Below are 15,713 nucleotides of genomic sequence, written 5' to 3'. Positions count from 1 at the left end.
GCGACCGGCTCAGCCGGCCGGCCGCGCGCCGAACGCGTGGGCCCGCGCCGTCCAGGCCGACAGCACGGTGACGGCGTCCGGCTCCGGCAGCCCCTCGGGGCGGTGCGCCAGCGGCACCGGCGGACCCCACCGGGTGTAGCGCTCGGCCAGGCCGGCGGGCACCAGCAGCAGGTTGGTGCGCGGCGTCCGGCGCAGCTCCCGGGCCCAGCGCAGCGGTGAGCTCAGCACGGCGCGCACGTCCCGGGCCCCGAGGACGACGACGGTCGCCCGGCGGCCGGCGACCACGTCCCGACCGGCGGCGGCGCGCCGGCCCCAGAGCACCACCACGTCGACGTCGTCCAGCGCCGCCTCCGGCAGCGCGGCGGGTTCGAGCACGCCGGTGCGCCAGCCGGCGGCGGTCTGCGCGGCGGCGGTCGCCCGGGCCGTGGCCAGCTCGGCGGGGCCGGCGACGTGCAGCACGCCCAGCACCTCGCCGAACACCGGGGTGGAGAGGACGGCGCGGACGTCAGCGGGCACGGCGGACCGCCTCCAGGGTCTCCTCGACGACGTCGTCCCACCCGCGGCGGGCTGGCCGGAGCAGCACCGGCGGCCGGGTCCGGCCCAGGTGCTCCACCAGCGCGGCGGCCCACACCTCGGGACGGCGGCCGGGCAGCCGCTGCGCCCCGACCGGGGAGGCCTCGGCCAGCGCCGGGTCCTCCGAGGTCAGCACCGGTGCGCCCAGCGCCAGCCCCTCCGCGGCGGGCAGGCCGAAGCCCTCGGCCAGGCTGGGGCACAGCACCACGCGGGCGTGCTCGTAGAGCCAGCGCAGCCGGCCGTCGGGGACGTGGCCCATCGCGACGACCGCGCCGTCGGCGGCCAGCTCGGCGAACGCCCGGCCGCGGTCGCTGGGCCCCCAGCTGTCCGGGCCGACCACCACCAGCACCGCGTCGGGGACGGCGGCGCGCACCTGCGCCCAGGCGTCGACGACCAGGCCGACGTTCTTCCGCGGTGAGGGGTCGCCCACGACCAGCGCGAACGGCCGGCCGACCAGTTCGGGCACGAGCTCCGGGACGACGTCGGTGAGCGAGGAGCCGTCGGGGTGGTGCACCACCGAGGTCCGCGGGGCCGTGGACGGCAGGTAGCTGACCAGCCGCTCCCGGGTGGCGGCGCTGACGCACACCAGCGCGTCGGCGGCCCGCAGCGAGGCGAGGTACGGCGGGCGCACCAGCCAGCGCTTGGCCCGGCCGAAGTCGTGCGGCCGGTCCAGCGCGAGCATGTCGTGCACGGTCAGCACGCCGACGCCGGGCACCCCGCGGGGCAGCAGGTGCTTGGTGCCGTGCACGACGTCCATCGGGCCGCCGACCCGCGCGCCGGCCAGCCGCTCGACGGCGGAGACCAGCGGGCCACGGCCGGGCAGGGTGTGCACCCGGTCGGCGTCCACCAGGTGGGTGAAGGCGCTTTGCGCACCGGCGCCGGCCAGCACGTGCAGCTCGACGTCGTCGCGGGCGGCCAGCCCCCGGGCCAGCTGCACCACGTAGCGCACCATGCCGCCGCCCTGGCCCGAGGGCGGGACGTGCGTGCCGATCAGCAGGTAGCGCAGCGGTCGGGGCGTCACAGCACGGCTCCGGTACGGCGTCGTCGGGCGCGGTTGACCAGCAGCGCCACCACGACCAGGGCGACCAGCCCGGGGGTGGCCCGGCCCTGGCCGAGGTAGAAGTAGCGCGGCAGCTCGAGCATGGTCAGCACGAACAGCGGATAGAGCAGCAGGCCCCAGATCCGGCCCTCACGCAGGGCGCGATGCAGGGCGCCGGTGAGCAGCCCAGCGCCGAGGAAGAACAGCAGCCCGCCGGCGATCCCGAGGTCGACGAACGGGCTGGCCACGCCGCCGTAGTTGTTGAACTCGGGGTTGCCGAACTGGCCGAGCGCCAGCGTGTAGGCCGGCTCGGGGTCGACGCCGGTGAGCGACCGGAACAGGTTGAGGCTGCCGATGCCCGGCGCCGTCCAGAACGCCGACCACAGGTCGTAGGGCAGCCCGGCCGGCTCCTGGTGCAGCAGCCGGATGGCGCCGTTGTTGTAGGCGGTGACGTAGTAGCCGGCGAAGCGCTCCACCACGAAGACGGGGAAGGACTGGCCGCCCTGCGCCGCGTAGAACACCCAGCTGCGCGAGTACTCGAAGGCGGCGAAGACGACCACCACCACCGGCAGCAGCACCGCGGGCAGGAACGCCGCGCGCCGGGTGCCCCGGGAGGTCCGGGACATCCCGGCGACCACCAGCACCAGCAGCGGCACGAGCAGCTCGAGCAGGGCGAGGCGCTCGGTGACGAAGAAGGCCCGCAGCAGGGCGAGGAAGGCGACCACGGCCAGCCGCCGCAGGTACCGCGGCCGGCGCCCCTGCGCCAGCAGCAGCACACCGGTCAGCACGACGAAGGCGACGCCGAACTGGGTCATCGTGGTCAGCCCGGGCACGGTGCCCAGCTGCTCGCGGATGCCCAGGCCGTAGAGCTCCTGGTCGATCAGCGCGGTCACCAGCACCACCGGGTCCAGGCCCACCCGGACGGCGTTGATGCCGTAGGCGAGGTAGCCGACCATCGTCAGCCAGAACAGCACCGTGGCCGCGCGCTCCAGGAGGCGCAGGTCGCCGGCCGACAGCCCCGGCCAGCCCGGCACCCGGCGGACGCCGCGCAGCCCCGGCAGCAGCGCGCCGCCCAGGAACAGCAGCAGGCCGGCGGTGAACCACAGCGTCCACTCCAGGTCGATCGCCTTCGGGGTGCCCCACAGCGCCCGGTAGCGCTCGTCGGCGATGGCCAGGCTCAGCCAGGTGGTGGGCAGCGCGACCAGTCCGATCAGCGCCACCGGCGAGAGCCACCACACGCCGCCGGGCCGGCCGCCGAGGTCCGCCGTCCGCGGCCGGACGGCGGTGATCCGGGTGCTCATCGGGCTCCTCCGCCGTCCGGTTCGCGGCCGGCCAGCAGTCGCAGGCTGCGGCGCAGCTGCAGCCCGGGCAGCGGCGCCGTCCCGAAGGCCCGGCGGCAGGCGACCGCGTAGGAGCCGAAGAGCACCACGGTCGCCGTGGCGCTGGTGAGGGCCAGCGCGAGCGGACCGCCCAGCTGGGCGGCGAGGACGGCGGCGGGCACGACCACCAGGAGCGCCAGCCCGACGGCGCGGGCGGCGGCGCGGCCGTGGCCGGTGACGACGAGCAGCACCGCGCAGGAGCCGCAGACCGCCATGCCCAGGCCGCCGGTGGCCAGCACGGCGAGGTAGGGGGCGGCGTCGTCCAGGCCCTCCCCGTAGATGCGCAGCACCTGCGGGGCGAGCAGCCAGGTGGCGGCGACCAGCAGCACGGTGACCGCGGTCGACACGGTGGCCGCGGCCGACAGCAGGCCCAGCACCCGGTCGCGGCGCCCCTCGGCCTCCAGCCGCGCGGCCACCGGGGTGATCGCGATGTTGGCCAGCCCCTCGAGCACCGTCACCTGCATGGCCAGCACGCTGGCGGTCGAGTAGAGCAGCGCCTGGTCGCCGGGGAAGGCCCAGCCGGCCAGCCAGACATCGCCGCGGCCGACCAGGAAGGCGCCGAGCTCGACGGTGAACAGCCAGGCCCCGCCGGCGACGGCGGCGGCCATCGGCGACCACCAGCGGGCGCCCCGCACCCGGGCCCGCAGCGGCAGCCGGAGCAGCACGGCCGCCAGCAGCGCGAGGGAGGTCGCGGCGTAGACGGTCAGCAGCGTGACCAGCGTCGTCCGGCCGCCCTGGACCCAGACGACGACGCCCATGGCGAGCAGGGCGAGCACCGACCGGCTGTGGTGGGTGGCCGCGACCGACCAGCGGATCCGGCCGACCGCGGCGTAGACGTCGCTGACGGTGAGCCGGACGGTCTCCAGCACGATCAGCCCGGCGACCAGCGCGACCACCAGCGCGCGGTCGTCGCGGACGACGGCGGTGGCGACCCAGGCGACCGCCGGTGCGGTGACCACGCTGAGCAGCGCGACCGCCCGCAGGTGGGCGAGCACCTGGGCAGCCACCTCGGCCGGGGAGGAGGCCGCGGCGATCGCCCGGATGGCGTGCTGGCCGAGGCCCAGCCGGCCGACCATCGGCCCGAGCATCAGGGCACCGAGCACGGCCAGGAAGCCGGTGGCCGCGCGGTCGTCGAGGGTGCGGACCGCCAGCACCGACGTCAGGAACGTGCCGACCAGCCCGAGCACGGCCACGACCATGCGCAGGCCGAAGCTCCGGCGGACCTCCTGGGTCTGCTCCCCCGCCTGGACCGCCACGGTCAGGCCTCGCTGGCGACGGGCTCCTGCCGAGGGGACGTCGTCTCCTCCGCAGCCCGCGAGGGCGACGGCTGGGGCCGGTCGCGCCCCAGGTGCCGCCCGGTGGTGGTGACGACGACGCCGCGCAGCGCCGGGCCGGACGACGTCACGTCGCGGACGGCGGCCAGTGCGTCCTCCAGCGAGGTGACCCCCTCCCCCACGACGACGACGGCCTGCTCGGCGTGCCGGGCGGTCTCGTCGAACCGGGCGCCGGAGGTGAGCGCCGGGGCGTGCAGCAGCACGTGCCGGCCGGCGGCGGTGTGCCGGGCGACCGTCGCGGCGAGCGCCGCGTCGCCGTCGTGCGGCGGGACGGCGAGGACGGTCAGCAGCGGCGTGTGCGCCTGCTCGCCGGGGATCTCCGCCGACGCGGGCGGGCGGGCGCTGTGCGCGTGCGCCGCGGTGGTCACCAGGAGCACGGGGGCGCCGGTGGAGGAGATCGCCCAGGCCAGCTCCCAGGCGACCTCCGCGGCGCCGGCGCGCTCGTCGGCACCGACCACCACGAGGCGGCGGGCACCGGCGCTGACGTCGAGCACCTGCGGCACGAGCAGCCGGGCCGCCGAGAGGGCATCGGCCCGGGGCAGCTGGGTGGGCACCTGCGGGCTGCGGCCGCGCACCCGCCCGGCCGGCAGCCGCGGCAGCAGCACGGGCACGCCGGCCGCCACGAGCAGCCGGGCGTCGAACAGCCGGTTCGACGTCGCCCGCCACACCGCACCGGCGGCCAGCAGCAGCACGGCACCGAGCACGGCGCCCAGCACGGTGGACAGCAGCGCGGCGGGTGCGCCGGTCTGCTCGTCGACGGTCGGGGCGCGCAGCACCGGCACCAGGTCGGGCACCCGGGTGGCGGCGCCGGTCAGCTGGCTCTGCTCGGCGAGCAGCCGCTCGACCTCCTGGGCCACCGGGCTGTTCACCGCGCCCGGCTCGCCGAGGGCGTCCAGCCGCTGCTGCACCGCGTCCAGCGCAGCGGTCACCGCCGTCCCGGCGGCCTCCTGGCGGGCGGTGACGTAGCCGTCGAGCAGCGTCGTCACGGCCTGGACGGCCTGCTCGGCGGTGGGGGCGGTGGCGCTGACCCGCAGGACGTCGGAGGTGCCGACCTGTGCGACGGAGACGGTGACCGCGTCGTCCGTCTGCTCCTCCTGGCCCAGCCGGAGCGCGTCCAGCGCCTCGAGCTGGCCAGCGACCAAGGAGTCGTCGGTGCCGGTCTGGGCGGTGGTCGGCAGCGGGCCGCTGAGCGCCTGGGCGTCGGGGACGACCTCGAAGGTGGCCGAGGCGGTGACCTCCTCCTCGGCGGCGAGCCCGACCAGCAGGCCGAGCAGCCCGCCGAGCAGGGCGCCGACGAGTGCCAGCCGCGCCAGCCAGGCCAGCGGTGCGGCCGGCCCCGGCCAGGTGTCGGCCCGGGTGGCGTCCTCAGGCGCCCCGCCTCCCGGGTTGGTGCCGGCCGGCCGGCCTGTCGAGCTGCTCATGCGCGTGCGTCCTCCCTCGTGCCATCGGCGGAGTCCGCCCGCAACAGCGTCCAGATGATAGGGCTCGGCCAACTGCGCTGGTGCCACTCATCCCTCCGGGTGAACGCCGGGTGGACAGCAGGGAACGGGCCGCTGACCTGCGAAGACGCCTTCACACCCCAGGTGGACACGGGAAGATCGACACCTAGGCTCTGCCGCGTGACCGAGGTCCCCACGCGCCCGCAGCGGGTGGCGGCGATCGACGTCGCGCGGGCCGTGGCGATCATCGGCGTCGCGGCCAACCACTCCATCGACGGCATGCTGAACGCGGGCCTGATCCCGGCCGACCACCCTCTCGAGGCGGTCAACTCGGCGCTGTACCTGTTCCGGATGCCGGCCCTGGCTTTCCTGCTCGGGCTGTTCGTCCCGCGCGCGGTGACCAGCCGCGGGGCGGCCGGCTACGTCCGCGAGCGGGCCACGCTGATGCTCTACCTGTACCTGCTCTGGTTCCTGGTGCAGAGCCTCGCCGAGCTGGCGACCAACGAGGTCAAGAACGTGCCGCGGGACGCCGGGGCGATCTGGCGGGTGTGGGAGCCGTTCGCCCACCTGTGGTTCCTGCCGTTCCTGATCGTGACGGCGGTGGTGCTGGCGGTGCTGCAACCGTGGCAGGGCCCGGCCCGCCGGCTGCTGGGCGGCGGCGGGCTGGTGCTGGCGAGCCTGCTCACCTGGGGCTGGAACCCGACCCTGTTCGGGCTCACCGGGCTCTCGCTGCTGGCGTTCGCCGCGGCCGGGTCCATGGTCGGGCTGACCCGGCTGGGCACGTGGATGCAGGGCCCGGTCTGGGCCTGGACGGCGGTCGGGCTGCTCGGCGCCGCCTCGCTGGGGCTGCTGCTGCAGGCCGACGTCGTGCCGTCGACGCTGCCGGCCGAGGTCGGCCTGGCCGAGCGGGCGCTGAGCCTCGGCGCCGCGGTCGCCGGCACGGTCGCGCTGCTCGCCGTCTCGGTACTGCTGACCCGGGTGCCACCGCTCCGCGACCTGCTGGCCGCGATCGGCCGCCGCACCCTGCCGATCTACCTGGCGCACGTGCTGGTGGTGGCCGGGGTCCGGATCGTGCTCGTGCGGCTCGGGATCGACCAGCCCTACGTCATCGCCACGCTGGCGGTCCTGGCCGGCGTCGGCATCCCGTTCGCCGTGGCCACGTTCACGGCCGACCGGCCCTGGGCGAACTGGCTGTTCGACCTGCCCCGGCCACTGAGGAACTGGTCGAGGCGCACAACACCTTTCACTGGCCTGGCATGCGCCCGCATCGCCGGCACATCACCGGGGGCCACCTCGTCCCTCCCGCCCGACGGATGCCATTCAGACCTAGGGTGCGTTGCCCGCCCCCGGGCAGCACGGCAGACGCGGCCTTGATCTCATTAGTGAAAACCGACCTTACGGCGACTCGCCGGACCGCTCTTGACAACGAACTCGTGGAGGAGAGTCGACTGTGCGGCAGCAGGCGCACACCATCCAAACCGATAACGATGAGAACGACCTCGGCCTGCCCGGCCGAGCCAACAGTTGGTGGCAGTCCGCGGCACGGGCAGATTGCGGCTGACCCGACTTTGGTAGCCAGCGGTTATACATTGGACGACGCCTCGGCCTTCCCGGCCGTGAATCACAGACCACTCATCGCGGGGCCCTGAGCCGCCGGTTCAGTGGCTCCTCCACAAATTCGCGCAACATGGCGGCCAGCACCAGGGACGCCATGATCACCGCGCCTCCCAGGCCGACTGACAGATAGCCGTCCACGTCGCGGCCAGCCGCTGCGGCTGCTACTCGAATCACCAGTGGGTGCACCAGGTAGAGGGCGTAAGACCACAACCCCAACCGGATGAACCACGGCTGCACCCACCGTGGCGATCGCCCGCCACCGTCTTCAACCGCGATAGCCCACCAGAGCAGTGCAACGATTCCCGGGATCGCAGCAAGGGCGACCACCGACCGGTCAACACCTCCCTGAACGAGGTCCCAAACAACGGGCACGCACAGCGAGGCGAACGAACTCCACCCGAGGACAGGTGGCGACAGACGAGGTCGCCACCCCGACTGCCAGAGGAGAGCGAGGCAAATTCCGATGGCAAACTCGAAGATCCTGTACGGCGGGAAAGTGTAAGTCAACCAGTAGGCGTAGGCCGGCAGGAGGGACTGTGCGCCGATGGCCACCGTGATGCCGAGCAGCCAGAGACCACCCATCGCAGCCATCACAGCCCACGGTTGCCGGAGCCATCTTCGAGCCAGCAAGACAAGCAGAGGGAAGCAAAGGTAGAAGAACACTTCCGCGGAGAGTGACCACGAGGCGCTGTGCACTCCATAACGGAGGTCGCCCGCTGGGAACCATGCCTGGGAGAGCGTCACGGCCGCCGTAGCGGAAACTGGCGACACTTCGCGCGCTAGCGGCAGGATCATCCCAGCCAGCACGCACACGTAGTAGACGGGCAAGATGCGCGCCGCCCGATTCCTCCAGAACGAGGCCGCGGACTGGCTAGGGCGGTACGACCACGCCAAGACCAGACCTGAGAGGACGAAAAAGAAGGACACCCCTGTATACCCAAGCCGTACGACCGGGATGTCATCCGGCCCGAAGGTGTGGTGCACGACCACGATGAGCGCTGCGGCTGCTCGCAGGCACGTCAACGTATGCAGGCGCAGCGAAGGTCGAACCTCGAGTTCGAGACCTTCAGTGCTGGTCATCGTCACCGCCGCGAGTCGCACGGAGGCTATCGGTCCTGAACGAACGCCCTGGTTTCGACTGACTCGCAGGGGGCAACCGGCGCCAGCCGATGGCCCCGGTTCTCAGCAGCCCTTTAGCTGACCAAGCGATCTGCCACCCAACGCGTCTGCGATCAGGTTCGACTCGCTCGCTCGCCCTGCCTGCCGCCGTCCGAATCTCGGCACCCCATCGATCTGCATCATCTGGCGAAGCGGTCAGCCGGCACGCCGGCCTAGGGCCCGGTAGGTCCACCCTGCGGCGACCCAGCGGTCGCGGTCCAGGGCGTTGCGCCCGTCCAGCATCCGCTTCTGCCCCACGATCTGCCCGAAGGACACCGGGTCCAAGTCCCGGTACTGCTGCCACTCGGTGAGAACCAGGACGGCGTCGGCGCGGTCGGCGGCCTCCTCGGGGGTGTCCACGGCATCAAGCTGCGGCCAGCTGCGGCGGATGTTGTCCCCGGCCGCCGGGTCGGTGACCCGAACCGCAGCGCCCTGCAGCTGCAACTGCGCGGCGACGTTCAGCGCGGGGGAGTCACGGATGTCGTCGCTGTTGGGCTTGAACGCCGCGCCCAGCACCGCCACGCGCTTGCCGACCAGCGACCCGTCGCAGACCTCGCGGGCCAGCTCGACCATCCGGATCCGGCGACGCATGTTGATGTTGTCGACCTCGCGCAGGAACGTCAGCGCCTGATCGGCACCCAGCTCCCCGGCGCGGGCCATGAACGCCCGGATGTCCTTGGGCAGGCAGCCGCCACCGAAGCCGAGACCGGCGTTGAGGAACTTGCGGCCGATCCGGTCGTCGTGACCGATCGCGTCGGCCAGCTGCTTCACGTCGGCGCCGGTGGCCTCGCAGAGCTCGGCCATGGCGTTGATGAAGGAGATCTTCGTGGCCAGGAAGGAGTTGGCCGCGGTCTTCACCATCTCCGCGGTCGCGTAGTCGGTGACCACCTGCGGGGTGCCCACCTCGACGATCGAGGCATAGACCTCGTCCAGCATCGCGCGCGCCGTCTCGCCGTCGGGGCCGGCCGGGAGGCCGTAGACCAGTCGGTCGGGGTGCAGCGTGTCCTGGACCGCGAAGCCCTCGCGGAGGAACTCCGGGTTCCAGGCGAGCATCGCCCCGGGCACCTTGTCAGCCACCAGTTCCGCCAGCCGGGCCGCCGTGCCCACCGGGACCGTCGACTTGCCGGCGACCAGGTCACCGGGCTTGAGCGCCGCCAGCAGTCCCTCGACGGCCGACTCGACGAACCGCAGGTCCGCGGCGTACTCCCCGCGCTTCTGCGGGGTGCCCACGCAGACGAAGTGGACGACGGCGTCGCCGGCATCGGCCATGTCAGTGCTGAACCGGAGGCGCCCCGAGGCCAGGGAGGTGCCCAGCAGCTCCTCGAAACCCGGCTCGTAGAACGGGGCCTTGGCCCGCTGCAGCGCGTCGATCTTCGGCTGGTCGACGTCGATGCCGACGACGTCGTGCCCGAGCTCGGCCATCGACGCGGCGTGTACCGCGCCGAGGTAGCCGCAACCGATGACCGAGATCTTCATGCGTGTGCCACTCCCCTACTGGCGGACACCGAACGCGCCCAGCCCCCGGCGAACCGTAGACAACGGACACGACCGGGCGCCAGCCGTGGTCACTCAAGAGCAGTCGACTGTTCACTCGTTGGAACCAAGACCATCGAGGTCACAAGCGTGCCGAGAGGGCGATCCCTCGGCGGAGTGACGTTACCCACCAGAACCCGACTCCCATGATCCCGTCGAGGTTACGGTCCCGGCCGGTGATCTAAAGGAGGCGGACATGAGCGACCGGGCACCCGGCGACGAGCCCTCCGCATCAGAACCAGCCCAGCCGGACGGCGCGATCGGCCACGTGCCGGAGCCCGCTCCCCGACGACGATGGGTGCGGCGCACGCTGACCAGCCTGGGCGTGCTGGCGCTGGTGCTCGCCGTGGTCATCGGCACCGGGCTGTGGTTCCTGAGCAACCGGTACGGCAGCAACATCGATCGGGTCGGCGACGTCTTCGCCGACCTCCAGGAGGGCTCGCGGCCCGCCGCGCCGTCGCCGACCGGCGAGGTGCGGGCCACCGAGGACCCGATCACCTTCCTGCTTGTGGGGTCGGACACCCGCGCCGAGCTAACGCCCGGCGAACTGCCCGACGCCCGATCCGACGCGATCATGCTGGCCCGCTTCGCTGGCGACCGAGAGCACGCGCAAGTCGTCTCCATCCCCCGCGACTCCTGGGTCGACATCCCCGGCTATGGCAAGAACAAGATCAATGCTGCCTACGCTCTGGGTGGCCCGACGCTGCTCATCCAGACGATCGAGCAGCTGACCGGCGTCCGGATCGACCACTACGCGGCGATCGACTTCGACGGCCTCATCCAGGTGACCGACGACCTCGGTGGCGTCGACGTCGTCGTCTCGAAGACGACGAGCAACGGGCCGTACACATTCACCGAAGGGCTCAACCACCTCGACGGCGACCAGGCCCGCTGGTACGTCGGCCAGCGCTATGACCTGCCCGGCGGCGACTTCGACCGAGTAAAGCGGCAACAGAACTACTTGCGGGCGATGTTCACCAAGCTGTTCAGCCAGGACGTCTTCACCTCACCGGGCAAGCTCGACTCGACGCTGCTGTCGGTCACGAACGCGGTGGCCGTCGACGACGCCCTCGGCAACGGTGACCTGCTGTCGCTGGCCTACTCGCTGCGCGACCTCACCCCGGGCGACGTCAAGTTCTTCACCGCACCGGTGTTGGGGCTCGGCACCGAGGGCGCGGCAAGCGTGGTCTACCTGGACCAGGTCGCCGGCGAGCGCATGTGGGGGTTTCTGCAGACGGACTCACTGGGACACAACGCCGAGGAGTTCAGCGATGAGGCGCTGCCCGAAGCCGTCCGCTGACATCTGACGGCGGTGAGCATCAGCATCCGGCTTCCAGTGGAGGCAGCCACCCGGGGACGGTGAGACACGCGCATCAACCGCAGAGGACCAGACGACACAAGCCCAGGATCCTGGGGCTCTTGCCAACCAGGGCCATCTTGAGTCCGCCTTCCTCATCGAGAAGCGCGGTCAGGCAGTGACACTGGCGAGTTTCGCCCTGGCCAGTACCACTGCCCGGACTCCGAGGCCCCGAAGCGGCGGGCGTTCCGGCGAGCCACCCTCTTGAAGCCGGAGGCGGCAGCGCAGCGCAGCGCAGCGCACCAGTGAGCGACTCAACGCCTGCGAACCGAACGACAGGATGCGCCACCCACCCGACAGGACCGTCACGCACCGCGCGGTTCGGCGGGCGGTCCCGTGACGACACGCCTTTGCGATGCCGTTCTTCACTGAGGTCCACATAGATGTGGTAAGCAACATGCCATCCACCGCCGTCTTCACGGGTGTCCCCACCCATGGACAGGGACAGAATCCCACTCCCCTCCCGGCCAACCGGAGTGCACGACAAGGACGACGTGCGATTCTCCCGGCGCAGTAGCCGAGCCTCCGGAAGCCCTTGACAGCCGACTCAGTCAGGCGAGGCACGAGTCGAACCGGTAAGGAGATCGCTGCATGCTTTCAAGACACCAGCATCTCGCCTCGTCCGGGCAGATGCCGTCAAACGCAGAAAGACCCGCCAAGGTGACAGTCGTGGTATACCTCCCCGCCTCCTACACGGGCAGCGGATTCGCGGAGTCCTGCCTCCAGATAATCACCCAATTCAGACACAGTGATATTCGTGTGATTCTAGTGGTCGCCCGCTTACGCAAGCCTGTCGATCCGAACATCGAGGTAGTGCAGGCCCTACCATTCGTATTCCGCCACACTCCGTGGAAGTTCACCTTCGGTCGGCAGAGATACATGGGGCGCGCGTTGCGCAGAACCCTCAAGAAGCAAGACCCCGTCAAGACGATCGTCTACTTCTGGCCCAGCCCTGAGATCACGCTCGTGGAGGACGTCAGGCGCAGTGGGTTTATCGCCGTCCGCGAGATGATCAACAGCCCGATGGAAACTGCCCGGCTCATTCTAGAGCGGGCCTACCACGCTCAAGGGCTCACACCGACACGGATCATCGACGAGGAGCGCGCCGCACAGGAAACTGCGGAGCTGAAGTCCTACGACCGCATCTTCGCTTCTAATCCGGAGGTTGAGGCGACACTGAGCCAGCTCGGGATTCAACGGGACCGCATCATGCCGACCACTTTCGGATGGTCGCCGCAGCGCCTTCGCCCGCCCCAAGCGGAGGCTCCGCCGACGACCACCGGCGAGGAGCCCACCACTCGACCGCTGAGGGTGCTGTTTCTAGGACTACTAACGGTCCGAAAGGGACTGCCGCAACTTCTAGCCGCCTGGGAGGCGGCAGGAATTGACGGTGAGCTGATTCTTGCTGGCGCGGCTGAACCAGCCCTCGCGAATGCGCTTGCCAAGGCATCGCGAACAGGCAGCATCAAGTGCGTCGGCCCCGTTAGCAACCCATCGAAGTTGTACGAGTCGAGCGACGTCTTCGTCCTACCCACACTGGAGGAAGGAGGCCCTCAGGTAACATACGAAGCAGCGGCCTTCGGCCTTCCTATCGTCACGACACCGATGGGAGCTGCGCGCCTTGTAGTTGACGGTCGGTCGGGTCTCATTGTTCCGCCATTCGACGTCGAACGACTGACTACCGCTCTGCAACTCGTGGCCTCAGAACCCAGCCTACGCCAGGCCATGGGAGTGGAGGCACAGAGGATGTCTGCCGACTTCACCTACGAATCCGTGGGGGCTGGGCGCGCCGGACTTCTCTTGAGCGCATTAGACCGGGGCCATTTTTAGATCGCTCGGCCCATCGCCCCCAGAGTCCTGAGGGTCCACTGCCACCAGTCTGGTCATCTCCCCACGTCGGCCGAGCCTTCTCACCACCCGAACCGACCTTGTGACTCCCGAAGTACAAGGATGCCCTGGCAGACAAGGCCCACGATCGGGGGCGAGCCATTCTTTCAAGGGGGCGCTTTCTAGGATGAGTCGCTGGCGGAATCAGCCATGCGTTCGACCGGAGGTACCACAGTGCCCGCCGCGGCTCGACGTAGCTAGACTCACGCGACCTGACAAAGCGGGAAGGAGCGTCTGTCACGAGTCGAACATCCAGGTTCCTGCCCAGCCTCCTCACGCTCACCGCCTGTTCTGTCATAACCGCATGCTCTGTCGCATCGACTACCCCAACCCAACCGTCGATGACTCGAGTCGTCGCAGGCGACACACCGCCTTCAGCCACCCATGGTTTTCCAGGGCCTGGGACAACTGGTGTTCCAGAGGGCGTGGAGCTGGAGCCAGCCGGCGACCTTGTCGTTAATCAAGCAGGCCGAGTCATAGAGGGGCTAGACGTAGACGGGTGCATCGTCGTCAACGCGTCCGACGTGGTCATAAGGAACACCCGGATCAAATGTACAGATCCCAGAGTGGACCGCGTCGTAACCGGGCGGGGAGACAGTAGCGGCCTGACGATTGTGGACTCCGAGATCGACGGAGGTGGAGTTGTTCCGATCGGAATCGATCTCAGTGGCGTGACCATCACGCGCGTCGAAGTGCGCGGCGTTAATGACGGCGTGCGATTGAGTGACGACGTCGTGCTGCAGGACAGTTGGGTACACGCCTTGGTCAGGCAAGGCGACGGGCATCCGGACGCCGTACAAGGAATCTCAGCACACAATGTTCTCATCCGAAACAACAACCTCGACCCGAGGAGCCGAGATGGCGACGACCTCGGGAATGCGGCGATTCAACTCGGCAGCGAAGCGCGAACGAACAGTTCGAGCGACATCATGATTCAAGGCAATCTCCTCGATGGGGGCAATTACTCCGTCAATATTCGGGGGGACATTGAGGCGGACGATATTGCACTGGACAACAACATCTTCGGAGTAGCGAGCCGCTACGGCCCCATAATCGCACCCGAATCAATTGCGGTATACGAGAACAACGTGCACGTCCATTCTGGACAGACCGTTATGGTGGATCGACCATGAGGAGTAGTGATGGCGCCACAACGTGGGAGCGACATTCTTTTGATCACGCATGCCCGAGCTTCTTATACACGCCTTTCCCTGCCGCGGCTCCTTGAGACCTGCCCTGAGGACAGCCGGGTATGGGTGTGGCACAACGGCCAGGATCGAGACGTTCTCGATGTGATCGACGATCATCGTAGTCACCCCCGCTTTTACCGCTTTCACCACGCACTGGAGAACGTCGGACTCCGGCCGGCGATCAATTGGTTGTGGACGGAAGCAGAAGGAACGTTCGTATCGAAGGTCGACGACGACTCTCTCATGCAGCACGGTTGGATAGAGGCCCTTTCGGAGGCGCTCCTGAAGTCCGATAGTTTCGGCGTACTGGGCGCCTGGCGGTTCGAACCCGAGGACTGGAACGAGGAACTGGCCTCCCGAAAGATTGTCACGCATCACGGTGTGACGCTCCTGCGGAATCACTGGGTTCAAGGAAGTGGGCACCTTTTTCGTCGACGACTAGTTGACGAGTTCGGCACTCTCAAGTCCAAGCAGAGCTTCCCAGGCTGGTGTCTAGAGGTTGCTCGGCATGGCTATGTCAACGGCTGGCCACTGCCCGTCATGCGGGAAGAGCACCTCGACGATCCGCGCCACCCCCTCACTGCCTTTAAGAACGAGGCGGCGTACCAAGCCGCTAGGCCATTGTCAGCACTTCAGTCCGGGGCAGCGACGCTAGACGACTGGCTCAACCGAACACGCGAGGATGCCGTCGAAGTACAATCCGCTTCACTCGACCTTCGTCAGTACTTCGGGTGGCGCCCCCGGCTCCGACATGCCCGTCGCAGGGTTCGGCGGGTCGTCTCGCGGCGAAATTACGGCCACTGAGCCAGCGACCTGCGGTTCTCAACGCAGGCGCGCGTATGCCACACTGACCATCGCTTTGCTGCAGGAAGGCCAACGTAGATCCGCGGTTTCTCCGTCGCTGATACGGTCTTCCTCCACGTTCTCATCGCGCAGGACAAGCAGGTAGCCGGTTCACCGTCCAGCCACTGCTCAGCGTTGCGTCGCACGGGCCACGTCCGCCTCTTCGCAAGCCGCTCCGCCCCCTTGCTCGATCTTGGCGACCGTGTCGGCGGCCACCGGCGCCAGGCGGCGGCAGCCACTTCCATCCTCGGTAATGCTCGGCCCAGAATCCACGACTCGGCGCGGCACACAGAGCAACCTGGACGGTCGCCGCCCTGCCTCTCACGCATCGCCGGCGCTGGCGATCCCGTCAGGTCGGGAGTTT

General features: G+C 69.9%; 12 protein-coding genes. 5 read left to right on the top strand and 7 right to left on the bottom strand.

Going from position 1 to position 15,713, the window contains the following annotated elements:
* Positions 1-9: 9 nt before the first annotated feature.
* From O2W15_RS18545 to O2W15_RS18525, 5 genes are read right to left on the bottom strand one after another with little or no spacing between them, the layout of a single operon-like run.
* Positions 10-516, bottom strand: coding sequence for a hypothetical protein (locus O2W15_RS18545; RefSeq protein WP_269180456.1), 507 nt, complete (start codon positions 514-516; stop codon positions 10-12).
* Positions 506-1,594: a glycosyltransferase family 4 protein gene (locus tag O2W15_RS18540; protein WP_269180455.1), complete on the bottom strand. Its 1,089-nt coding sequence runs from the start codon at positions 1,592-1,594 to the stop codon at positions 506-508. Before O2W15_RS18540 ends, O2W15_RS18545 begins: the two co-directional genes overlap by 11 nt.
* A complete protein-coding gene (locus O2W15_RS18535) occupies positions 1,591-2,913 on the bottom strand; it encodes an oligosaccharide repeat unit polymerase (protein WP_269180454.1) in 1,323 nt (440 codons plus the stop codon). Before O2W15_RS18535 ends, O2W15_RS18540 begins: the two co-directional genes overlap by 4 nt.
* Positions 2,910-4,247, bottom strand: a complete 1,338-nt coding sequence (locus tag O2W15_RS18530; RefSeq protein WP_269180453.1) for a hypothetical protein — start codon at positions 4,245-4,247, stop codon at positions 2,910-2,912. Before O2W15_RS18530 ends, O2W15_RS18535 begins: the two co-directional genes overlap by 4 nt.
* Before the next feature lie 2 nt (positions 4,248-4,249).
* Positions 4,250-5,746, bottom strand: coding sequence for a hypothetical protein (locus O2W15_RS18525; protein ID WP_269180452.1), 1,497 nt, complete (start codon positions 5,744-5,746; stop codon positions 4,250-4,252).
* 198 nt (positions 5,747-5,944) lie between these two features.
* On the opposite strand from O2W15_RS18525, the gene O2W15_RS18520 reads away from it, so the two are divergent.
* Entirely contained in the window at positions 5,945-7,138 is a 1,194-nt protein-coding gene (locus O2W15_RS18520; RefSeq protein ID WP_269180451.1) for an acyltransferase family protein, read from the top strand.
* Positions 7,139-7,396: 258 nt separating this feature from the next.
* On the opposite strand, the gene O2W15_RS18515 is transcribed toward O2W15_RS18520, so the two are convergent.
* Positions 7,397-8,461, bottom strand: coding sequence for an acyltransferase family protein (locus tag O2W15_RS18515; RefSeq protein WP_269180450.1), 1,065 nt, complete (start codon positions 8,459-8,461; stop codon positions 7,397-7,399).
* A gap of 234 nt (positions 8,462-8,695) precedes the next feature.
* Complete coding sequence (locus O2W15_RS18510; protein WP_269180449.1) at positions 8,696-10,015, bottom strand: UDP-glucose dehydrogenase family protein; 1,320 nt, start codon at positions 10,013-10,015, stop codon at positions 8,696-8,698.
* A gap of 253 nt (positions 10,016-10,268) precedes the next feature.
* Here O2W15_RS18510 and O2W15_RS18505 point away from each other — a divergent pair, with 253 nt between their 5' ends.
* The 4 genes from O2W15_RS18505 (at position 10,269) to O2W15_RS18490 (ending at position 15,310) form a co-directional block, all read left to right on the top strand.
* On the top strand, positions 10,269-11,372 hold the full coding sequence (locus tag O2W15_RS18505; protein WP_269180448.1) for an LCP family protein: 1,104 nt from the start codon (positions 10,269-10,271) through the stop codon (positions 11,370-11,372).
* Positions 11,373-12,098: 726 nt separating this feature from the next.
* Positions 12,099-13,259 (top strand): glycosyltransferase, encoded by a 1,161-nt coding sequence (locus tag O2W15_RS18500; RefSeq protein ID WP_269180447.1) that lies wholly within the window; start codon positions 12,099-12,101, stop codon positions 13,257-13,259.
* A 623-nt stretch (positions 13,260-13,882) separates the two neighbouring features.
* Positions 13,883-14,449 (top strand): hypothetical protein, encoded by a 567-nt coding sequence (locus O2W15_RS18495; RefSeq protein WP_269180446.1) that lies wholly within the window; start codon positions 13,883-13,885, stop codon positions 14,447-14,449.
* 9 nt (positions 14,450-14,458) lie between these two features.
* Complete coding sequence (locus O2W15_RS18490; protein ID WP_269180445.1) at positions 14,459-15,310, top strand: glycosyltransferase family A protein; 852 nt, start codon at positions 14,459-14,461, stop codon at positions 15,308-15,310.
* Positions 15,311-15,713 lie beyond the last annotated feature (403 nt).

This window comes from Modestobacter sp. VKM Ac-2979, assembly GCF_026967995.1.
Classification (GTDB): domain Bacteria; phylum Actinomycetota; class Actinomycetes; order Mycobacteriales; family Geodermatophilaceae; genus Modestobacter.
Note: the sequence above shows the minus strand (reverse complement) of the source record. Positions and strands in the feature narration are given on the sequence as shown.